Genomic DNA, 20,049 nt, shown 5'->3' with positions numbered 1-20,049 from the left:
GCAAAGGCCCAAAGAGATTAGCAACACCGCGTCTTCGCCCCTTTGCTTCCTGCGTGAATTGTAATTTAAATATGAAAAAGGAATTCTGAAGAATTGACCAGTGCATGTACCAACGCCGCATAAAATACACTGTTGGTTTTCATGTAGGTATACCCATAAGCCCAACCTGCGATGCTGGCCAAGCCCACAAAAAGCAGAGAACCCGAATGAAAATGAACTAAGCCAAAAAAAATGCTCGTAATGGCCAATGCAGTGAAAGAACCCTGAATACCAGTCTGTTGCTTCTCGACAAAATACGCTGGTATAAAAACTAACACCGTTATAAGTACGGGAAACCAAGCCATTTTGAGTTGAACAAAATAGCCCGTTATGAATGATAGCCCGATAAAAATGGCAAATCCCCACTTCCAGTAAACGGGCCATTTTCCGCTTTGAGTTATCTTTTTCGAAAGGATATTTTGAAGTAAACCACGCAGAAACAACTCTTCAAACAATGCCGTACCCACAAAAATACGCACGAAATCTTTGACCCATTCGTAAGCAAATTCAGTGGAGAGAATGTTGTGTCCCTTGAGATTTAGGAAATTTCCAAAATATCCCAAAAGCGCGACCAACCCCACAAAAGCTAACCATACCCAAAGTGCCGTAAAGAGATATTGCCAACGGAAGCTCGGATAAAAGCCCACATCGGGGAGGTTTCGGATGTAATTGAAACTATACACGGTCGAAATCATAATCACTAAACGCATGGCGTTGCTGAACCCCGAGCCATTGAAAGGCAGCGACGTGCCCACCCCAAAGGACATACTTGTGGCGGGGATAACAATCAACAATACAAATACAATGTCTGACCATGTAACGGGCAGAGCTGTTTTTGGGAAAGCTAAAAACCCCAGCGTTGGAAACAACAAATAGAAAATGAACAAACCCGCCGAACCTTTAAAAGGAGTATGCCCATGAACCATTAAATAAGTGTAGAGCACCCCAATTAAAATCAGCGGAAAAATAACCGCCTTTTCGGGGTTGCCTTGGAGAGATTCTTTCCAGTGCGCTACAACATTCGGCTTGCCTACGGTAAAAAGCAGAAAAAAAATGACCAGAAAGTAGGGACTTGAGAGTATCAGTTCCCTCACAGGAAGTTGCCAATTGGTCAATAAAAATAGCCCGAAAAATAGCAGTGTTAAGGCAGCACTACGCAAGAGGGCTTTGGGGTAGGAAGTAGAGGTTTCTTTCATGAAATGATTTTCAGATAGTACTAGTACTACTGGAAAATCAATTGGGCTATTGGTTGCCTAAAAATTCTCACCTTTAGCTGATTGCTATTTTGAAGATACCCGTTTCGAGCGTTAGCCCTGGCCCAAAAGCACAGCTGAAAATATGTTTGTTCACATCTTTTGGTGTGCGTTCTTGAAGCAATTTTTGCAAAACAAATAAAACCGTACACGACGACATATTGCCGTAATCGCTCAAAACCTCGTAGGCATAGCGATTGTCTTCTGGGGTGAGGCCGAGCTGGTTTTCGGCGGCTTCTAGGATGGCCCTTCCCCCTGGATGAATAGCGTAAAAATCAAAGGCGGGTAATGTGGTATTTTGTTGCAGGTGACTCATTAGTTCCCCAAGTCCTCCTTTGACCAAACGCGGTATGTACGAACTCAGCACCATTTCAAACCCAAAATCACCGACGTGCCAAGCCATATCGTTGCGGCCTTCAAATAGTAAATCACAATGGAAAGACTGCATCTCAAGCGACAGTCGTTTTGGCTGCCCTTCAATGATAACCGCGGCGGCCCCGTCGGCAAATAGGGCATTGGAAAGCAGGTAGTTATCGTCGATTTTTTTCTGAAAATGCAGCGTACACAATTCAATACAGACCAATAAAACTTTGGCTTGCGGGTCGGCCTGTACAATGGTGTTGGCCATTTTGAGCCCGTTAAATGCACCGTAGCAGCCCATGAAATTGATGGATGTTCGCTGGACTTGACGAGATAACCCCAACGCTTCAACCAATTCGATGTCCAATCCCGGAGCGTATAACCCTGTGCAACTGACGGTAATGAGGTGTGTAAAATTAGGGATTTTTGAAACGTCGTTGTTGTGCGTTAATGCGGCTTTTACGGCATTTAGCGCCAGCGGCAGGGCGTGTTGTCGATAGGCCAACATCCGTTGAGATACACTCGGAAATGGCTCTAAGTCAACGGTGTTGGGGTAAAATTCAAAGTTTTCTGTTTTGCTGTAGTCATTCAATACGGAATAGCGTTTCCTGATTTTAGTGCTTCGATACAGTACCCGGAGTTTACGTGCCTCATTTGCATCTAACTGCGAAGCCCGAACCATAAAGTCGGCAATGGAAGATTGTTCTATGCAGTTTTCAGGGACAGCTGTTCCGATTGATGTGATGTATGATGGCATTCGTAAAAGTGATAATTGTACAAATAAAAAGTAATAATTCCGTTCCAAAAGTCAGCTGACCGACCGTTTGATAACTTTTCAGTAGAACACGTAGTTTTACGCTAAAGAATGTAAAAAAAAGGTAGCTCCTTTGCAGTGCAAAACCCCCAAAAAAACCATTCCACAGGTTATGAAAACTCAGAAAATCTACCGCATGCCCTCTAATGAGAGGAGAACTCCATTATTTCGGGACCAGAGTCTTTGGTTAGCCGCTTTAACGCTCCTTGTCATGGTGTACATCGTATTTTACTTTATTTATCCAATGTTCAGCAAAGGACTTTTGTTCTAACTTACTAACAGCCGTGAAACTATTCTTAAGAGAGCAGGTGTAAGCCTGCTCTTTTTTATGATTGAAATTTTATTTGTAAATAAAAGAAGGTGTTAGAATCGTTTCGAAAACATAATAAACGACTCAAACACCCCAAAAGATTTTTGCAACCTATCAATAAAACCACCGAATGGCTTTATTGTTCTAATTTCGTTCCTTCATCAACCGTAATAATGTACGGGATTCCTCCTTCCCGTCGTATGGCATCGGCTACTTCTTCGGCACAATTGGGCGCGTACATAAACATGCAGCCACCACCACCAGAGCCATTTATTTTTCCTCCCAATGCACCAGCTTTCATGGAGGCTTCCACCATGCGATTTATTTTTTCGGTAGAGGTGCGTTTGTGGTCACGGAGGTTTTGGAAATGCCGGTAAAGTAATTGACCAAAAGCCGCATCAATGTCGTTGGTTTCTTGGGTAGAAGTGGCCGATTGTTGGAGTAACTTTTTTCCTTTAATCAACAGGTCACGGTCTTCTAGATTGGCTTTCAACAATCCAAGTTCATCCGTTGATAGCAAAGAAGCGTAGTCGGAAGCCTGAGCGAAAGGCGTATGGAAAATCGAAAAAGACGGGTCGTATTCCGTTACTTTATTGATGATGGCTTCCATACCAAACCGACAGCGGGCCAAAATGCCGAGGGTATCTTTGGGTTGCTGTGAGTCTCCCAAAACGAAGGTGCCCAACGTGGGGTGCAATGCTTCTACGTAAATTTTGGGCGTGGATTCGAGGTAAATCACATGACCGATAGCCGTTGAATAATGGTCCATCATGCCGCCGGGTTCCCCAAATTCCAAGACTTCGGCTTCGTTGGCGATTTCTCCAAGTTCTTTGGAAGAAATAACGGCGGGATTGTCGGCGTTTCGACTTAAGAAATTGGCCCATGAAACGATGAGCGCCGACGAACTCGATGTACCCGAATTGATGGGAATATTGCCGTGAACTTCACATTCTAGCCCTCGGCTGAACTCAAATCCACGCCGGCGTAATACATTGAATGTACTGCGAAAATAATCCCGGTCTTTGACGTACGTCGATGCGTTGGAGAGCGTAAAAGTTTCCTGCGCATTGATGTCTGGCAAGTGGATGATGATGTGCTCATCTGCACGATGACTCCCTTCGATGCTGATTCGGCGCGAAATAGCGGCGGCTACCGTTGGCAATCCTAAATAATCCTGATGTTCGCCAAACAAACATATTCGGCCGGGTGTACTGATTTTCATATCTAAAAAAATTCCCTCTCTTTTTGGGAAAGAGAGGGCGGCAAAAGGCCTGTTTAAATGAAATTACCAACTGCGTTTTTTGTAGCCAATAAAAGCATAATAAAGGATAAATAAATAAAGAGGCATCATTATCCAATAAGCTTGTTGGGTGCTGTGGATGGAATCGGCTATGTTACCATAAATCAACGGTAAAACGGCACCTCCTGAAATCCCCATAATGAGCAAAGCCGAGCCAATTTTGGTGAATTTGCCCAGCCCGTCCAAAGCCAAAGGCCACATTGCCGGCCACACAAGGGCGTTGGCGAAGCCTAAAAAAGCAATAAACAAAACGGAAGTGAAACCACCCGTGGTAACGGCAATGACCGTGCCCACAATACCAAGAATGGCAGAAACACGCAAACATGTAACTTGAGAAACATATTTTGGAATAAGGACGATGCCCAAGCCGTAAGCAGCGAGCATTGACCAAAGAGTGTAGGTGCCAAAGGTACTGGCTTCACTTTCGGGAAAGCCCAGAGAGACACCATAACTGATAATTGTATCTCCTGCTATCACCTCAACTCCAACGTAACAAAACAACGCAATGACCCCCAATACTAAGTTTGGAAAAGAAAAAACGCTGTTACGTGTCACTTTAACTGCGTTTCCAGGCACTTCTTCTTGTTCTTCGCTTACCTCTGGTAGCCCTTTTGAAAACCAAATGACCCCCGCTAACACGACCAAAATTGCCGTTAAAATCAAATAAGGCGTTTCTACTTTTTGAAGTTCTTCTTGGGGGGTAGTGGCGGCACCACCTGCCAATAAAAGCCCACCGAAAAGGCGTTGGCTGAATATTCCCGCTAATTTGTTGGCAATTCCTAAAAAACTAATCCGTTGGGCGGCGCTTTCGCGGGGGCCAAGGATGGTTGCGTAGGGATTGGAAGCCGTTTGCAACAGGGTCAAACCGATACCAATGGTAAAAAGACCGACCAAAAACAAAGGATACGAAGCGATTTGTGCGGCAGGTATAAAAATCAGCGTTCCAACGGCCATAATTCCCAGTCCAAGTGACATTCCTCGCTTAAAACCTGTACGTTTTAGCACTTCCGAAGAAGGAATGGCCATGACCGTATATGAGATAAAAAAGGCAAACGTAACGAGGTAGGAGCTGGTGTTGTCGAGGTTAAAGGCTTTCTTGAAAAAAGTAATGAGCGTGCCGTTTACCCACGTGACAAATCCGAATACGAAAAATAATAAACCAATGATAATCAATGGTCCAACGTAGCTTTGTTTAGGTTTTGACATGGTTAGTGTTAGGAGTTAGTAGGTCATTTAGAAGCCGAAAAAATGAATTTTTTTTCGCACTTGAAAGTTTTGGGACGTATTTTTTAAATTTTTTTAAAATTAGCTTAAAATCCATAAACGGCAAAACCGCCATCGACGGTTACGATGTTACCTGTAATGTAGCTGGCAGCGGGCAAACAAAGAAAGGCGATGGCCGAAGCGACCTCTTCGGGCTGCCCGACGCGTTTCATGGGCGTACGCGATAGGATGTAATCGAGGCTTTCTTTGTTGGAAAGTACTGACTCGGTCAAAGGAGTCTCGATGTACCACGGAGCCACGGCGTTGACACGAATACCGTCGGTGGCCCATTCGCAGGCCAAATTACGGGTCAATTGATTGAGAGCGGCCTTGGTCATGCCGTAAATAGAGCCGCTTTTAAGGGAGGTTAATCCCGCTACCGAGGTAACGTTGACAATGCATCCCTGGGCATTTTTTAACAACGGATACAATGCCTGCGACAATGAAAACGCCGAGGTTAAGTTGGTGGATATGATTAAATTAAATTCTTCAGCTGTGTAACTTGTGGTGGGTTTTCGGATGTTAGTCCCTACATTATTGACCAAAATGTCTAATTTCCCCCAACGTAGACTAATGTGTTTGACGAGTTCAGGAATGGTCTCATGGTTGCTCAAATCGGCCACAAAACCCGTTGCTTTAAAACCCTGAGCTTCATAATCGGCAAGTTGACGCTCAATCTCACCTTCATTGCGGGCAACGATGATTACTTCGGCACCCAGTTGCAGTAATGTTTGGGTTGTGGCCTGTCCAATTCCTTTGGTTCCCCCCGTCACCAGCGCAACTTTACCCGCTAAATCCCACTTTGGAAGCATATTTTTGATAATTAAAACTATACAATAAAAGAATACGTTAATATAAGCACAAAACAAGCATAACCTAACAAAGATGAATCGCCGTATTTTCATTCGCTCACTTGGAGGAGTAGTATTGGCCGGACTGCCGGCGCTGGCCCAACAGCAAAGCCAGGAATTGAAACGGGTTGTAAAAACGGACGCGGAGTGGAAAAAACTACTGACTCCGATGCAGTACTACGTGACCCGCCAGAAAGGAACAGAACGCGCTTTTACGGGACCTTACTGGAACAACAAAGAAAAGGGAACGTATAAGTGTGTATGTTGCAACACTCCGCTTTTTAGTTCCGATACAAAATTTGAATCGGGTACTGGCTGGCCAAGTTTTTACGCTCCGCTCAATAAAAAAGTCTTGAAAGACGAAAAAGACAAAAGCTTTGGCATGGAACGCGATGAGGTCATTTGCGCCGTTTGCGACGCCCATTTAGGGCACGTATTTGACGATGGCCCGCGCCCTACGGGCTTACGGTACTGCATGAACGGTGCAGCTTTGGCTTTTGAAAAAAAATAAAGCAAGAAAGGACAACCAACCTAAATCAATTGGTTGCCCTTTCTTGAAAAGAATTCTATCCAATATCCATCGGGGTCTTGGAGAAATATCTGTCGTACACCATCGGGCCGAAATTTGGGAGGGCGGTAGGTTGTATTTGTTGCCTTAAAATGCGCCTCCCACGCGTCCAAATCACTTACTTCCAGCGCAAAATGATTGCTTCGAGAGCCTGATACAACAGGCTCGGTGCGTATGCCTATGATGTGCAACTCTTGCGCGTCTCCGATTTTAAACCAGGCGCCTGGAAAGTCGAATGCTGGCCGGGCCAAGGGAGTTAATCCTACAATTTTTTCGTAAAATTCAACACTTTGGGCTACTTCTGCTACGTAGAGGGCTACGTGGTTAATTCCAATGATTGATAACATTTTTTTACAAAAGATTACAACTAATAAAAAAAAGACTGCGTCTTGTCATTGTTGACAAACACGGTGTTTGTCGGATAAATGTATTATTTATTCTTGCCATGAAAAAAGTAATCTTATTTGCATTTCTAACAGCCATGGGTTGCCAGTCTGAAAAAATTGACGCTGAGCAACAAAAAAACAACGAAAAAGCGGGAGTAAAAGAAGAAATCAGCTTAAGAATCAAACAAAATACGCAAGTGGAGGGGATTAAACTTTCATTTGACGCAGTCGCTGATAGTCGTTGTCCTGCCAACGCGATTTGTATTCGTACGGGGGAAGTAGTCGTTGATTTGGCCGTAAACGACACCCAAAAAATTCAAATGTGTTTGGGAGATTGTCAACAAGTACAACCCACCAAATACAAAAGCCCTGTGAGCCAGGACTCTCTGGAAGTGATGGTGAAAAACGAGAAATATCTGTTTGTTTTGAAGCAGGTATCGCCTTACCCAGGAACTGAGGCTGATGCAGATGCCCAAAAGAACTACGAAGTAAAAATGGAAGTAGTAAAGAAGTAAACAAATGGTGTTGTTGAAACCTGACAGGAATTCCTGTCAGGTTTTTTTGTTGTTAAAACGGTAAATCATCGTCACCACTACCGCCAAGATCTGACGAAATTGGCTCGGCGGGTTTGGGAGCAGGTGCGGGGCGGCTTGCTTGGGTAGCCGCAGCGGGTTGTGCGTGTTGTTCGTTGTTATCTCCTCCTCCGCTGTTTCTGCCTCCTACCAACTGCATCGTATTGGCCCGTACGGTTTTTCCTTCACGCTGTTTTCCTTCTTTATCCGTCCAAGTTTCGGTGCGCAGTTTCCCTTCAATATAGACGGTATTGCCTTTGCGAAGGTATTGCTCGGCGATTTTGGCCAAATTGTCCCAAAGTTCAATTCGGTGCCACTCCGTTTGCTCTACCCGCTCTCCACTGCGATTGGTGTAGGCTTCTGAAGTTGCAATGTTGAAGCGTGCCACCGCCGAACCATTTTCGAGATGGCGTACTTCTGGGTCGCTGCCCAAATTGCCCAGTAGAATTACTTTGTTTACTCCTGCCATTGTATTATATAGATGTTTAAAGTTACGAAGTTTGAATAAGCACCTGACTAAAATCGGGTAAAGACGCTAACGAAAAATGAGCATTTTAATTCCCGATTTTGGGCTTTTTTTGCAGTATTTTCAATCACAAAAATACTCAAAAAAAATGCTCTTTCCAATAAGACGTAACCAGCACGGGTTTGGGTACATTTTCTATTTCTTCTTCGGTTAGAAAAGTCAGTTCAGGGGGTAAATTCAACGTAATTTCGGGGGGAGCTTCAAGTACCCAAAACTGCGCCTGAATACGTTGATGGGTGAGGATATGCGTAAAAATACGGCTTGGTGGCCTAATTGTTGTTTGAGAGAAAATGGCATTAATTGTTTGATTTTCAGTGAATTCGTCTATACTTTGGACGATTGCCTCGGTTTCAATCAGGTAAAAGTCAAACAACTTTTGCCAGACATCTTTGTCGGTTCGTTGTCGCATGGCAATCCGTCCATTTTGGACAATGACAAAATAGTTGAAAAAACGCTCTCGCACCTTGGTTTTCTTGACTTTGACGGGCAATAAATCAATCCTTCCAGTGGCAAAAGCAACACAATGGGGCTGTACAGGACACAACAGGCAGTCGGGGGATGAAGGAGTGCATTGAACGGCCCCAAACTCCATGATGGCCTGATTGTAGGTGGCGGGTTGCTCGCGAGAAATCAGTTCATTGGCCAAATTGGCAAATTGCCGTTGTCCTTCGCCGCTGGTAATATCAGTATCAATCCCAAATACCCTCGACAGTACCCTGTATACGTTGCCGTCTACTACCGCCACGGGTTCATCGTAGGCAAAAGACGCAATGGCGGCGGCAGTGTAAGGGCCGATTCCTTTTAGTTTAAGCAATCCTGCATAGGTGGTCGGAAATGCACCGTTGAGCTCTTCTACAATGTATTTGGCCGTTTGGTGCAGGTTGCGCGCCCGAGAATAGTAACCTAGGCCCTGCCAGAGTCGAATGACCTCTTGCTCAGGAGCATTGGCTAAATCAATGACGGTGGGGTAGGCTTCTATAAAACGTTCATAATAAGGTAATCCCTGAGCGATACGGGTTTGTTGAAGAATAATTTCTGAGAGCCAGATATAGTAGGCGTTGCGGGTGTGTCGCCAGGGTAAATCTCGGTGGTGATACTCATACCATTTAATGAGCTCGTTGGCAAAAAACTTGTTATTCAATGGTTTTCGAATGTTTGTTTTGAAATTAAGGCGTAAAAGATTTTCGCATTTTGTCGAAATTATACTACTTTTGTGCGCTCAAAATAAGCCGATTGTAAAATAGATTGGCTCCGCAGGATTTTGAAACTAATATTACAAAGAATAACAGTTTTATAACCTTAAAGTTTAAAAAAGTGACGAAAGCAGACTTAATTGCAGCAGTTGCCGATCAAACCGGCATCGAAAAAGCACACGTTTCTGAAACAGTTGAAGCGTTTTTCACAGTAGTAAAAGACTCATTGGCCAAAGGTGAGAACATTTATGTTCGTGGTTTTGGCAGTTTTGTTAACAAAAAACGCGCTAAAAAAGTAGCTCGTAACATTTCTAAGAACACTGCTATCGTCATTGACGAGCATTATGTTCCAAGTTTTAAGCCTGCTAAAGTGTTTGTTGAGCAAGTAAAAGGCTCAGAAAAGTAATTCCAACGGCACGAAGGAGCTGCCTGAAAATGTTATGAACCGTTCAATCCTGATTGTTATTTTATTGGCTACTGTACTCATTGGTGGGCTTTATAGTCTGCCAAAAGTTGTTGTTAAAAGTCAAGAGCGAGAACTTTCGGAGGGTAAAGACAGTACTCAGGCATCTGCATCGGGCCAAACCGAAACAACTTCGACCGCTGCGGAAACTCATATTGAGCCATTGACTGCCGAACAGCAAAATTCGGTCGCGGCGCTATCTCAGCAGCTGGTTTCTGCTCGGGATTCAAAGCAAAAAGGAGGAGCGGCTCTAAAACTTTCTGATTTTTATCTGAACATCAGAAAATTTGACAGCGCCGCAAAGTATGCAGAAACGCTTGCTTTGTTGGAGCCTGCCGAGCCTAACTTGCTTCGTGCTGGCGACCGTTATTATGATGCATTTAGTTTTGCTGTTGACACCAAAAAGTCCTCAGCATTAGGTGCTAAGGCGAGAGAATGGTACCAGAAAGCGCTTGATAAGAACCCTGCTCTTCTCAACGCCAAAGCCAACATGGCGATGACCTACGTTTCTACGGAAACACCCATGCAGGGAATCTTGTTGTTGAGAGAAGTTTTGGCAAATGACCCAACCAATGAAGTAGCTTTGTTTAATTTGGGACTTCTATCGATGCGTTCAAACCAGTACGAAAAAGCGGTGGAACGTTTTCGTCAATTGTTGAAAGGAAACCCCATGAATTCAAAAGCTCGTTTTTATTTGGGTGTTTCATTGGCTCAAACGGGAAAGAATAAAGAGGCGTTGGAAGAACTTTCGGTCGTGAAAGGTCAGGAGAAAGACCCTACCATTCAAGCGGCGATTGCGGAGTTGGAAAAAGACTTAAAATAAAACCGTTATTCGCGGTACTCACAAACGAATAACAAGCGGTACATGGCCGCTGTAACATACTAATTAACTTAAAAATTGTAAAGCTATGCCTTGCGGAAAGAAAAGAAAAAGACACAAAATCGCTACTCACAAACGGAAAAAGCGCCTCAGAAAAAATCGTCATAAGAAGAAGTAATTTATCCCAAAACCAAGGTGCTTTTCAACCTTGGTTTTGGGTTTTATATACTTCGTCAAATGCCTTTTTGACTATGTAGTTGTTTTGAGCCATTCGTAAGGTTTACGGAATGGTTTTCACCTTAGATCCTTACAAAACATTGAGTAGCGAATTAATCATCAGTGCCTCACAAAAAGGGACACGCATAGCGCTTTTGCAACAAAAGCGCCTTGTGGAGTACCATGTGGAGGAGTCGGAAAACAGTTTTACGGTCGGTGATATTTATTTAGGAACTGTTCGGAAACTCGTTACTGGTTTGAACGCTGCTTTTGTTGACATCGGATACGAAAAAGATGCTTTTCTACATTACCATGATTTAGGTCCAAACGTCCAGTCGCTTAACAAACTGACCAAGGAGGTCATTGCGAAGCGAATGAATTCCGGCAAATTGAATAACTTCAAAATGGAGCCGGAAATTGATAAACTTGGGAAAATTGACAAAGTGTTGGGCAAAAATCAGCCCATACTGGTCCAGGTTGTCAAAGAGCCTATTTCTACCAAAGGCCCCCGTTTATCTTGTGATATTTCTATTGCAGGTCGTTACGCGGTGTTAGTTCCCTTTTCAAATTCAGTCAATATCTCTAAAAAAATTACGGATAAGGCTGAACGTACCCGTTTACACCGATTAATGACATCGGTGAAACCCGCTAATTTCGGCATTATTGTCCGCACCGTAGCGGCCAATAAAGAAGTGGAAGAACTGGATAGAGATATTCAAAACTCCATTCAAAAGTGGGAAAACGGAATGAAAATGCTCACCGAAGCAAAACCCCGTGACCGAATCATCGGGGAGATGAATCGGGCGTCGTCCATTATGCGAGATTTACTGAACGATACTTTTGATAGTATCACGGTGGATACCAAAGATATGTACGACGACATCAAAGGGTTTATTCACACGATTGCGCCTGATAAAGAGAAAATTCTCAAACTATACAGCGGCAAAAATAAGCTGTTTGAGCAGGTAGGCCTTGAAAAGCAAATTAAATCATTGTTTGGACGCTCGGTAAGCCTTCCGGGAGGTGGGTATCTCATCGTAGAACACACCGAAGCACTCCACGTGATAGATGTCAACAGTGGCAACAAGTCCAATAACGAGGAAAATCAGGAAGACACGGCACTGCACACCAACATCGAAGCGGCGAAAGAAATTGCCCGCCAATTGCGCTTGCGCGATATGGGCGGAATCATTGTGGTAGACTTCATTGATATGAAGAAAGCCGAGCACAAAAAGCAACTATACGACGAAATGAAAGCCGAAATGAAGGCCGACCGTTCGAAGTTTACGTTGCTCCCGCTGACAAAGTTTGGGTTGATGCAGATTACGCGCCAACGGGTTCGTCCAGAAATTAACATTGTGACCCGCGAAGTGTGTCCAACGTGTAATGGAACTGGTACGATTCAGCCCAGTATCCTGATTTCGGATATTATTGAAAATAACCTTGAATATCTCCTTACCCGTCAAAATGAACAAAAGGTGTCGGTAGCCCTTCACCCGTACTTGCACGCGTACTTTACGGCGGGATTCCCGTCGCCCCGACTCAAGTGGTTGTTTAGATATAAATCGTGGGTTAAACTTTTGAAAGACAGCTCATTGGCTGTAACTGAGTTTAAATTCTACGATAAATACGGTGAAGAAATAGAAATCGCAGCAACTTGATTTCTTTAAAACATTGATAAAGGGTTAAGAGTTAAAAGTTAGGGGTTAATGCAAACCTTTAATTTTTGACTTTTAACCCTTAACTTTTTAACTATGAAATTTACAACTTTAGCCATCCGCACGTGGCGTTTTTTTTCAATGATTGCGGTGTTTGGTACATCTATTTACAGTTATAGTCTTTTTAGTGCTGATGTCGGTGTACACTTTGACGCTTTCGGCAAAGCCGACGAATTCATTGGAAAATCTGATGTTTTCTATATTCTGGTCGCTTTGATTGTGGCCAACAACGTTCTTTTCCCCGCTTTGGGTCGTCAACTCATTAAATTACCCAGTCATCTGCTGCCCATTCCGAACCAAACCGAATGGACCGCCCAACGCGATGACCTCAACGAGCATATTCAAAACTGGATTTTTAGCTTGGTAGCCATGATTAATACCATTATTGCCATGACGGTATTTGTTCTTGCTACGGTAAACAACGAATTTACCTTTAAAATCGGCGATTTTGAAGGGTTGTTTTATCTGATTGTGATTTTGTTGTTAATCATTGTTTTGGCATTGCCCATTCGGTTGATGATAAAACCAAAAGTAGAGGAGCTTTAGTGAGTTGAGTACTTGTTATGAAAAATCTTCCCGAAATACCACTCGCGGATTATCATTACGACTTACCCGATGAGCGTATTGCCCGTTTTCCTGTTGAACCACGCGATACTTCAAAACTGCTTATTTTTGACAACGGTCAAATCCAGCACGAGCATTTTTATGATTTATCGCGGTTTTTGCCGCAGCATACTTTTCTGGTTTTTAACAATACGAAAGTAATTCCTGCGCGGGTATTTTTTCAGAAAGCAACGGGCGCAACCATCGAAATCTTTTTACTGCACCCAGAAGCGCCTTCCCGCATTATCAATGACATCATGCAACAGACCCAGTTTTGCGTTTGGAGTTGCATGATTGGGAATAAGAAACGTTGGAAAGCGGGAGAAAAACTCAGTATTGAGTGTGTGGTGCAAGGAACAAAGTGCAGCGTAGAGGCCGAGCTGATTGATAACGAACGAAATTGGGTTCAATTCAGTTGGTCGGGGGGATTGTATTTTGCCGACGTGATTCGGGCATTGGGCGAAATTCCGTTGCCGCCTTATTTGGGGCGTCATGCCGATGCGCATGATTCAGATACGTATCAAACCGTGTATTCAAAAGTAGAGGGAGCCGTTGCGGCTCCCACGGCTGGGCTTCATTTTACGGAAAATGTATTTCAGCAACTTTCCGATAAAGGCATCCACCACGATTTTGTAACCCTGCACGTGGGGGCGGGTACTTTCCAACCCGTAAAGGTTCAGAATGCGGTGGAGCATACCATGCACTCGGAGCAGGTGGTTTTTAAGAAATCCTTTATTGAAAATCTTCTTCTGAACATTGAGCAAGTGGTTGCCGTTGGCACTACCTCCATGCGCTCATTAGAAAGTTTGTATTGGATTGGGGTCAAACTGCTAACTTCGTCTTTAGGCCAAAGAAATGACGGTGAGCATTTTTTTATTGAAAAGCTGACTCCTTACTTGGATTATTCCTTCGAACCCACACCTCAAGCGTCTTTAAAGGCTATTTTGGCTTACATGGAGGGGGCTCAACTTGAAGAATTGGTGGGGGAGACGGAGATAATGATTTTTCCAGGCTATCGTTTCAAAATATGTAAAGGACTGATTACGAATTATCACCAACCAGGCTCAACGTTGATGTTGTTAGTGGCGGCTTTTTTGGGTCCACAGTGGCGTAGCGTTTATCAAGCAGCTTTGGCCAACGATTATCGCTTTTTGAGCTACGGAGATTCTTCGCTGTTGTGGCGAGTCGATTAGAAAATTTCAATTTGTTTATACACACAAAAGGGTTGAAAGTTAGACTTTCAACCCTTTTGTGTATGAGTGAGTTATACAAGAGTTTATTTGCCGCAAGCTTTCAACACGTTGGTATGGTTTAGGATGTAAGCCCCGTCGTTGGCTTTTTTTGCCAGTTCTAAGCCTTTTTGGGCATCGGCGATGGCTACGTCGCATTTTCCGATTTTAGCGGCAATTTTCCCCCGCAGGTAGTAGGTCCAGTATTCTTTTTCTTTCTCGACCACCTTATTGGCCCATTCGTAGGCTTTGTTCAAATCGCGGTTGGTGTCGTAGTAATAATTTGCGGCATCTGAGTACGTACCTTCAGTGACCGTAGGCGCGTTTATTTTTTGTTGAATCTCCGTCATGATTTGCGCATCGGGGTCGTGCGAAATGCTGAATTTGGCCTGTAAATTCTCCCAACGAATGGCGATTTTGGCCGAATTGGGTGTAAAGTCGGTAAATTCAATCGTGAAATACTCTTCTGTTTTCGCCGTTTTTTCGGCTTTTACCTTAAACCTGAGGAGGTCGTCGGTTTGTTTATAACCATACGCCCCCCATTGATTAGGGTTTTTGCTCAGAATAATCGTCCATTCGGTCTCAGTCGGGATGGTAAACAAACCATACGTTCCCGCAGGTACTTTTTGTCCTTCGAGGGTCATTTCTTGGGATAAAATCAGGTTGGGCACTTTGTTGGCGCCCGTTCTCCAAACTTGACCGTAAGGGGCCAAAGGGGTGCCGAATAACTTACGGCCTTTCAACGCTGGGCGGCTGTATTCTACGGTTACATTGGCCAAACCGATGCTTTGTACCGCCGTGGCGGCGGGACTGGCGGCGGGGGTTTTGATTTGGGCGTGCGCCATTCCTAGGCATAGACAAAGGAGGAGCGTGCTTGCGGAGGAGAAAAGTTTCATTGCAAATCGTGTTTTTAAGTTGTTAAAGAGACTGTAAAACAACAAAAACCTTTTTCGTAGAACAACTCCCCCCGACTGAATCGTCAAAAAAACGGCCTGAAAGGTTAATTCCAGCGCGGTTTGGTAATAATTATCATGAGCATAAATAAGGCATACAGTAGCCCGGGTACGGCCAAAATAGCCAGAACGATCTTGGCTATACGGAGATAGTCATTTGATTTTAACCACAGACTTCCCAGCATAATGGCGCCGATACCCAATAAAATCATGACCCATAAGCCCATATTGAAGGAAGAAACGGAGCCGTCTACTAAGCCAATGAAGAAAAAATACAGCACCACCAGCGATATTACAGCGTCGATGCCCCAAAGAACCCAAAAAAGTATCATTGTGTATATTGTCTAGCGGTTGAATATCTTAGTATTAATGTGCTGATTGTGTTGTTATTATACTTTATAGGTTACGGTTTGGTGCATTCGGCTTTTTACATTTATACAATTTTAATAACTTCCATTAGCGTCTCGTTTAAGTGGTCGAAATCACTGTCAGTAGTCATCAATGGAATATCAAGTGAGTAGGCAGTTGCGGCAATCCAAAGGTCATTTTTGCCCATTTTTTTTGCAGAACCTTTGAGAAGGTTGCCATTCTTATCTTTGGTTTTCCGCTTTGAAAAAGAGTCTATTTCGGTATATGATTCAAGCAATAATTGGTCAGCATTAGAAATGTCGATATAGGTTATTGCTTCAAGTATTTTGTTGAGCTTCTCGATTTTAGGCTTACCCCAATTGTTTTGTGCAATAAATGATTCCAATTCAGCCTTAGTAACAACGGAAATTATAACATTGGCTGCTGTATCATACTTTTCAATTTTATCAAGGCACTTTTTTCCTGTGATTGTATCTCTTATTATGTGAATGAATACACAGGTGTCAATAACGATGTTTTTCATCTGTGTATGTCTTTAAGCATTTCTTGAAATTGTTCTTCGCCAATTTCATCTCTCAGCAAGCCCGAAATACTTTTTAGGGCTGAAAGTGAACTTGACTTTTTTGATTGTTTGGCCTGAAACAGTAATTGTTGGTGGGCTGTCATAGCTGTTGGCTTTTTCGAGAAAAATTTATCTCTTGCGCCGGGTTTGCTATATTCTTGAATCTCTACAAAACTCAATTGTCCATTAGGTTTGTAATGTGCCATTCCCGAAATGGTTACTTCCTTACCCATAAAGCCAACAATGTTTTCTAAGATGGTTTTGTCATTAGCAAACACATTCACAAAACCTTGTTCTGTTTGCAAGCCAAGCTTTCCTTTAGAAACTTTCATTTCATCCAACTGCCCGTGTACAATTACCTTTTTAGGCTCAGGTATGCTGTCTTCTAATCGCCCAATTTTTTGGAAATCATCTTTGGTCAACCGAACTTCTGCAATCGTTCCCCGATTTGCCATATAGAAAATTTCATTATCGCTTATGAAATTCTTTTTGAAACTCATCAATGATTTCAAAAGCGGTTTGTCCAAATCGGCATCTTCACTATCATCATTCAAGGCGGATTGAAAAGATTTTATCACCAAAGCCATTGGGGTCAATTGCAAAACTTCTTCTTGAGGCTTGAACATATCCATTTGAACCCCTTTGATGGTTTCCGAAAAGTGTATGCAGTCAATGGTTAGTGAAGTGCCGTCATGTCCGCTACCAGAAATACTTTGCAATCGCATCGCTAAAGCCTTTTTTAGGTGTTTATCGGGTGTGATATCACTAAATCCTCTTAACCTAAACATTAAAGCTTTGGTAGCAATGTCTTTGGTAGATTTTGTCAATAATTTCAGTCGGTCAAATTCCAACAGCCCATTGTCTTCGTCCTCACCCAATATTTTTATATCGTAATTCATTGTTTAGTGCTGTTTTGAATTGAAAAATTCTTCCTAGCAAAGTTACTAATTCTGCCTGTTTGTTGTAGATTGTTTTGTTGGCATAGCATCTGTATACGCGACACTTAATCCCTTATTCCATTTCGTCAGGCATTTGAAGCGTTTTGAGTCAAGCCACTCCGTTATAATTAACGAATTAGCTCGACTCAAAAGTGATGTATACAAATCGCTATTTTACTTTGCCAAAATCAGCGGCAATCTGATTGATTCTGTCGTCTGATAGTGTCTCCGACGCAATCACGGTGCGGTAACGGAAGGTGGTTGACTCGCCGTTTTTGAGTTGGAGGTTCATTTCTTCTTTTCCTTGGCTGAATACCTTCATTCCGAGGGGGTTGGCCGCAAAAAGCCCGTAGCCCCGGGCGTGCCAGTAGGTAGGATAACCTGCGTTTTTGGGGTGGTCGAGAATCACTAGGTTAACGGTTTCGTTGCCCATTGTTCCGCGCAAATTACACCAACGCGCGCGTTTGCTCCATACCTCTTCACCTTCAATGCCCTCACTGTTTCGATAGCTGCCCGATACGCCAGTATTGTCCATCACGGGTACTTTTGTAGCTACTCCCGACGCATCCGTAAATACCTCGGGGCTTTTGGAAGGATGCTCTAATTGCCGGGCCACCCGAATCGCAAACATACCATCTTTCACGTCTTTGAAAGTGACAAGGTCAGTTTTGGCCGTGAGGGTGGTGATGCGATCCACGGTGCGGGTGGTGGCGTCGCCGCTAAATACGTAGGTGGTGATTTCGGTCAGCATCAGGCCACCGTTTTTGTCGAGCCAGTCGGCCGTTACGGTCAATTCACCCTGCTTTTTGCCGCTTTTTAGGCTTTTGATGCCCGTGTGAACAATCGTGCCGTAGGTGCCTTTTGAGCTGGGAGGGGTCAGTGAATTGTTCCAAAAATCGTGCCCGTTGACGGCCTCATAGTTGAGCCACATTCCTACGTGGTGAGGGTGGTCAACGCGCTCACCTGGACGCGGGTCAAGCGGCCATCCGCGGGTAATGTTGGTGCCTTTGGCCGTAAGAAGAGGATACAACACGGCTTTTTTGAGGACGGAAGGGCCAGGGTAAAAATAATTCGTGAACGGTTTGCCATCAATGGTGACTTCCACTTTTTTATCCGCAGATTTGTCCGTCAGTACAACTCCCTTTTGGGCATAAGCGCCAAGGGATAAAAAGGCTAATGCAGTACAGAAAATAGATTTCATGTAGGTTGTGCAGTGGTTAATTTTCTTTCGTTTGGTAGTATAGTGTACGAACGAACACTAAGAATAGACTACGATTAAAAGCCCGTATTCGCTTTTTTTACCCGCACTTTTGTAAGTTTGTGGCATGGCTAAAAAACAAAAATATTATGTCGTGTGGGAAGGGCGTAAACGAGGTGTATTTACGGACTGGACCGATTGTGAGGCCCAAATCAAGGGTTTTCCTGAAGCAAAATTTAAGTCATTTGACACCATTAAGGAGGCAGAAGAAGCCCTGAAAGAAAATTATTGGGCTTTTATTTCTCCCAAAACGGCCAAAGCACCGCTCAAAGAAGCACCCGCTAAAATTGGCAATCCCAACCTAGAAAGTATTGCGGTAGATGCCGCTTGGAACACCGCAACGGGCGATGTAGAATACCAAGGGGTGTACCTCCGCACGGGACAAAAAATATTTCATCAAGGCCCGTTTCGGGATGGAACGAACAACATCGGGGAGTTTTTGGCGATTGTCCACGGGTTGGCATATCTACAAAAACACCAAAGTAATCTACCGATTTATTCGGATTCTCGCACCGCAATCAGTTGGATAAAACGTAAACATGCCAACACTAAACTTGAAGTAACCCCCGCCAACAAGCAAATCTTTGAACTGCTCCAACGCGCCGAAGAATGGCTCTCCAAAAATAAATTTACCAATCAGATTTTGAAATGGGAAACGGAATATTGGGGAGAGAATCCGGCAGATTTTGGGCGCAAGTAACCGCCTAATCACCCATGCCAAGAACTCCTGCTCCTTATTTTCGATTTAAACAGTTCACCGTTTGGCACGACCGCAGTGCGTTGAAGGTCTGCACCGAAGCCTGTATTTTGGGCGCATACGTAAAGGTAACGGGTGCGACACGCGCTTTGGACATCGGGACTGGAACTGGGCTGCTGGCGTTGATGGCGGCGCAGCGAAATCCCTTGATGTGCATTGAAGCGGTAGAAATCGAAGAACAAAACTTCCTGCAAGCCGTTGATAATGTGGCCCAAAGCCCTTTTGCGGAGCGCATTGCAGTGCATCATACGGCGATTCAGGATTGGCCGAGGAAAAATGAAAATCTGGCTTCAAACTTTTCGGACTACGACCTGATTATCAGCAATCCTCCTTTTTTTGCCAATCATTTGCGGTCGCCGTCGGCAGCGCGCAATCTGGCGTTGCATACCGATACGCTGTCGTTAGAAGAGTTGGTGGATTCGGTGGCGCGGTTATTGGCAGTAGAGGGACGTTTTGTGGTACTTTTACCCGCGTATGAAACCCAATTGTTGACGGAGATTGCCGCGGGTGCAGGACTATGGCCGACCCATCATTTGCAGGTTTTTCAACGGCCCGATAAGCCGCTTTTTCGAATGATTACTACTTTTGAGCGTCATCATACCGAATCTATTCTCGAATCTCTCTATATTCACCACCTTGATGGGAGCTATTCTGACGAGTTTCGAACTTTATTGAAAGAATACTACTTGATTTTTTAGGAGTTAATCAAAACCACCCCAATACTACAA

Annotated in this window: 22 protein-coding genes; 9 read left to right on the top strand and 13 right to left on the bottom strand. The window is 43.9% G+C overall.

The annotated features are described in order from the left end of the window. Positions 1–65: 65 nt before the first annotated feature. From NCI00_RS07320 to NCI00_RS07300, 5 genes are all read right to left on the bottom strand, one after another. Positions 66–1,235 (bottom strand): CPBP family intramembrane glutamic endopeptidase, encoded by a 1,170-nt coding sequence (locus NCI00_RS07320; protein ID WP_253526343.1) that lies wholly within the window; start codon positions 1,233–1,235, stop codon positions 66–68. Between the two features lie 73 nt (positions 1,236–1,308). Continuing rightward, a complete protein-coding gene (locus tag NCI00_RS07315) occupies positions 1,309–2,409 on the bottom strand; it encodes a type III polyketide synthase (RefSeq protein ID WP_253526340.1) in 1,101 nt (366 codons plus the stop codon). Positions 2,410–2,912: 503 nt separating this feature from the next. Further along, on the bottom strand, positions 2,913–3,998 hold the full coding sequence (locus tag NCI00_RS07310) for a mevalonate kinase family protein (protein WP_253526337.1): 1,086 nt from the start codon (positions 3,996–3,998) through the stop codon (positions 2,913–2,915). A 63-nt stretch (positions 3,999–4,061) separates the two neighbouring features. Then, positions 4,062–5,282: a sugar MFS transporter gene (locus NCI00_RS07305; protein ID WP_166557485.1), complete on the bottom strand. Its 1,221-nt coding sequence runs from the start codon at positions 5,280–5,282 to the stop codon at positions 4,062–4,064. A 104-nt stretch (positions 5,283–5,386) separates the two neighbouring features. Then, positions 5,387–6,151 carry an SDR family oxidoreductase gene (locus tag NCI00_RS07300; protein ID WP_253526334.1) on the bottom strand — a complete coding sequence of 255 codons (765 nt, stop codon included), beginning with the start codon at positions 6,149–6,151 and terminating at the stop codon, positions 5,387–5,389. Between the two features lie 73 nt (positions 6,152–6,224). Here NCI00_RS07300 and msrB point away from each other — a divergent pair, with 73 nt between their 5' ends. Further along, positions 6,225–6,701, top strand: coding sequence for a peptide-methionine (R)-S-oxide reductase MsrB (msrB, locus tag NCI00_RS07295; RefSeq protein WP_162793536.1), 477 nt, complete (start codon positions 6,225–6,227; stop codon positions 6,699–6,701). Positions 6,702–6,721: 20 nt separating this feature from the next. On the opposite strand, the gene NCI00_RS07290 is transcribed toward msrB, so the two are convergent. Then, positions 6,722–7,105, bottom strand: a complete 384-nt coding sequence (locus NCI00_RS07290; protein ID WP_253526331.1) for a VOC family protein — start codon at positions 7,103–7,105, stop codon at positions 6,722–6,724. Between the two features lie 98 nt (positions 7,106–7,203). Here NCI00_RS07290 and NCI00_RS07285 point away from each other — a divergent pair, with 98 nt between their 5' ends. Then, entirely contained in the window at positions 7,204–7,659 is a 456-nt protein-coding gene (locus tag NCI00_RS07285) for a hypothetical protein (protein WP_253526328.1), read from the top strand. A 52-nt stretch (positions 7,660–7,711) separates the two neighbouring features. Here the strand turns inward: NCI00_RS07285 and NCI00_RS07280 are convergent, their stop codons facing one another. Both NCI00_RS07280 and mutY read right to left on the bottom strand, forming a co-directional pair. Further along, a complete protein-coding gene (locus tag NCI00_RS07280; RefSeq protein WP_253526326.1) occupies positions 7,712–8,185 on the bottom strand; it encodes a single-stranded DNA-binding protein in 474 nt (157 codons plus the stop codon). A gap of 136 nt (positions 8,186–8,321) precedes the next feature. After that, on the bottom strand, positions 8,322–9,383 hold the full coding sequence (gene mutY, locus NCI00_RS07275) for an A/G-specific adenine glycosylase (protein ID WP_253526324.1): 1,062 nt from the start codon (positions 9,381–9,383) through the stop codon (positions 8,322–8,324). A gap of 173 nt (positions 9,384–9,556) precedes the next feature. On the opposite strand from mutY, the gene NCI00_RS07270 reads away from it, so the two are divergent. From NCI00_RS07270 to NCI00_RS07250, 5 genes are all read left to right on the top strand, one after another. Beyond that, the gene (locus tag NCI00_RS07270) at positions 9,557–9,841 is read left to right on the top strand and encodes an HU family DNA-binding protein (protein WP_114070131.1); all 285 of its coding nucleotides are present in this window, start codon (positions 9,557–9,559) and stop codon (positions 9,839–9,841) included. A gap of 34 nt (positions 9,842–9,875) precedes the next feature. Next, positions 9,876–10,721 carry a tetratricopeptide repeat protein gene (locus NCI00_RS07265; protein WP_253526321.1) on the top strand — a complete coding sequence of 282 codons (846 nt, stop codon included), beginning with the start codon at positions 9,876–9,878 and terminating at the stop codon, positions 10,719–10,721. Between the two features lie 314 nt (positions 10,722–11,035). Further along, complete coding sequence (locus tag NCI00_RS07260; RefSeq protein ID WP_206023212.1) at positions 11,036–12,595, top strand: Rne/Rng family ribonuclease; 1,560 nt, start codon at positions 11,036–11,038, stop codon at positions 12,593–12,595. Positions 12,596–12,688: 93 nt separating this feature from the next. After that, on the top strand, positions 12,689–13,198 hold the full coding sequence (locus tag NCI00_RS07255) for a hypothetical protein (RefSeq protein ID WP_114463625.1): 510 nt from the start codon (positions 12,689–12,691) through the stop codon (positions 13,196–13,198). Between the two features lie 17 nt (positions 13,199–13,215). Next, positions 13,216–14,448 carry an S-adenosylmethionine:tRNA ribosyltransferase-isomerase gene (locus tag NCI00_RS07250; protein ID WP_253526319.1) on the top strand — a complete coding sequence of 411 codons (1,233 nt, stop codon included), beginning with the start codon at positions 13,216–13,218 and terminating at the stop codon, positions 14,446–14,448. A gap of 83 nt (positions 14,449–14,531) precedes the next feature. On the opposite strand, the gene NCI00_RS07245 is transcribed toward NCI00_RS07250, so the two are convergent. The 5 genes from NCI00_RS07245 to NCI00_RS07225 form a co-directional block, all read right to left on the bottom strand. After that, positions 14,532–15,380, bottom strand: a complete 849-nt coding sequence (locus NCI00_RS07245) for a DUF2911 domain-containing protein (protein ID WP_253526318.1) — start codon at positions 15,378–15,380, stop codon at positions 14,532–14,534. 104 nt (positions 15,381–15,484) lie between these two features. Then, a complete protein-coding gene (locus tag NCI00_RS07240) occupies positions 15,485–15,769 on the bottom strand; it encodes an osmoprotectant transporter permease (RefSeq protein WP_253526316.1) in 285 nt (94 codons plus the stop codon). Positions 15,770–15,870: 101 nt separating this feature from the next. Next, a complete protein-coding gene (locus NCI00_RS07235; RefSeq protein ID WP_253526314.1) occupies positions 15,871–16,329 on the bottom strand; it encodes a type II toxin-antitoxin system VapC family toxin in 459 nt (152 codons plus the stop codon). Then, a complete protein-coding gene (locus NCI00_RS07230; protein ID WP_253526312.1) occupies positions 16,326–17,267 on the bottom strand; it encodes a hypothetical protein in 942 nt (313 codons plus the stop codon). Before NCI00_RS07230 ends, NCI00_RS07235 begins: the two co-directional genes overlap by 4 nt. Before the next feature lie 208 nt (positions 17,268–17,475). After that, positions 17,476–18,507, bottom strand: coding sequence for a DUF6807 domain-containing protein (locus tag NCI00_RS07225; protein WP_253526310.1), 1,032 nt, complete (start codon positions 18,505–18,507; stop codon positions 17,476–17,478). Between the two features lie 124 nt (positions 18,508–18,631). Here NCI00_RS07225 and NCI00_RS07220 point away from each other — a divergent pair, with 124 nt between their 5' ends. Together NCI00_RS07220 and NCI00_RS07215 are read left to right on the top strand one after the other, a co-directional pair. Continuing rightward, positions 18,632–19,264, top strand: coding sequence for a ribonuclease H1 domain-containing protein (locus NCI00_RS07220; protein ID WP_114065649.1), 633 nt, complete (start codon positions 18,632–18,634; stop codon positions 19,262–19,264). 14 nt (positions 19,265–19,278) lie between these two features. Continuing rightward, positions 19,279–20,019, top strand: coding sequence for a tRNA1(Val) (adenine(37)-N6)-methyltransferase (locus NCI00_RS07215; protein WP_253526309.1), 741 nt, complete (start codon positions 19,279–19,281; stop codon positions 20,017–20,019). The last annotated feature ends 30 nt before the right edge of the window (positions 20,020–20,049 follow it).

This window comes from Runella salmonicolor (assembly GCF_024158025.1).
Taxonomy (GTDB): Bacteria; Bacteroidota; Bacteroidia; order Cytophagales; family Spirosomataceae; genus Runella; species Runella salmonicolor.
This window is presented reverse-complemented; position numbering and strand designations above follow the sequence as displayed.

Excerpts from the sequence above, each read along its gene's own strand:
- NCI00_RS07320 (WP_253526343.1), bottom strand. The coding sequence starts at position 1,235 with ATGAAAGAAACCTCTACTTCCTACCCCAAAGCCCTCTTGCGTAGTGCT.
- NCI00_RS07315 (WP_253526340.1), bottom strand. The coding sequence starts at position 2,409 with ATGCCATCATACATCACATCAATCGGAACAGCTGTCCCTGAAAACTGC.
- msrB (WP_162793536.1), top strand. The coding sequence starts at position 6,225 with ATGAATCGCCGTATTTTCATTCGCTCACTTGGAGGAGTAGTATTGGCC.
- NCI00_RS07245 (WP_253526318.1), bottom strand. The coding sequence starts at position 15,380 with ATGAAACTTTTCTCCTCCGCAAGCACGCTCCTCCTTTGTCTATGCCTA.
- NCI00_RS07215 (WP_253526309.1), top strand. The coding sequence starts at position 19,279 with ATGCCAAGAACTCCTGCTCCTTATTTTCGATTTAAACAGTTCACCGTT.
- NCI00_RS07310 (WP_253526337.1), bottom strand. The coding sequence starts at position 3,998 with ATGAAAATCAGTACACCCGGCCGAATATGTTTGTTTGGCGAACATCAG.
- NCI00_RS07235 (WP_253526314.1), bottom strand. The coding sequence starts at position 16,329 with ATGAAAAACATCGTTATTGACACCTGTGTATTCATTCACATAATAAGA.
- NCI00_RS07300 (WP_253526334.1), bottom strand. The coding sequence starts at position 6,151 with ATGCTTCCAAAGTGGGATTTAGCGGGTAAAGTTGCGCTGGTGACGGGG.
- NCI00_RS07280 (WP_253526326.1), bottom strand. The coding sequence starts at position 8,185 with ATGGCAGGAGTAAACAAAGTAATTCTACTGGGCAATTTGGGCAGCGAC.
- NCI00_RS07255 (WP_114463625.1), top strand. The coding sequence starts at position 12,689 with ATGAAATTTACAACTTTAGCCATCCGCACGTGGCGTTTTTTTTCAATG.
- NCI00_RS07285 (WP_253526328.1), top strand. The coding sequence starts at position 7,204 with ATGAAAAAAGTAATCTTATTTGCATTTCTAACAGCCATGGGTTGCCAG.
- NCI00_RS07290 (WP_253526331.1), bottom strand. The coding sequence starts at position 7,105 with ATGTTATCAATCATTGGAATTAACCACGTAGCCCTCTACGTAGCAGAA.
- NCI00_RS07230 (WP_253526312.1), bottom strand. The coding sequence starts at position 17,267 with ATGAATTACGATATAAAAATATTGGGTGAGGACGAAGACAATGGGCTG.
- NCI00_RS07240 (WP_253526316.1), bottom strand. The coding sequence starts at position 15,769 with ATGATACTTTTTTGGGTTCTTTGGGGCATCGACGCTGTAATATCGCTG.
- NCI00_RS07225 (WP_253526310.1), bottom strand. The coding sequence starts at position 18,507 with ATGAAATCTATTTTCTGTACTGCATTAGCCTTTTTATCCCTTGGCGCT.
- NCI00_RS07265 (WP_253526321.1), top strand. The coding sequence starts at position 9,876 with ATGAACCGTTCAATCCTGATTGTTATTTTATTGGCTACTGTACTCATT.
- NCI00_RS07305 (WP_166557485.1), bottom strand. The coding sequence starts at position 5,282 with ATGTCAAAACCTAAACAAAGCTACGTTGGACCATTGATTATCATTGGT.
- NCI00_RS07220 (WP_114065649.1), top strand. The coding sequence starts at position 18,632 with ATGGCTAAAAAACAAAAATATTATGTCGTGTGGGAAGGGCGTAAACGA.
- NCI00_RS07250 (WP_253526319.1), top strand. The coding sequence starts at position 13,216 with ATGAAAAATCTTCCCGAAATACCACTCGCGGATTATCATTACGACTTA.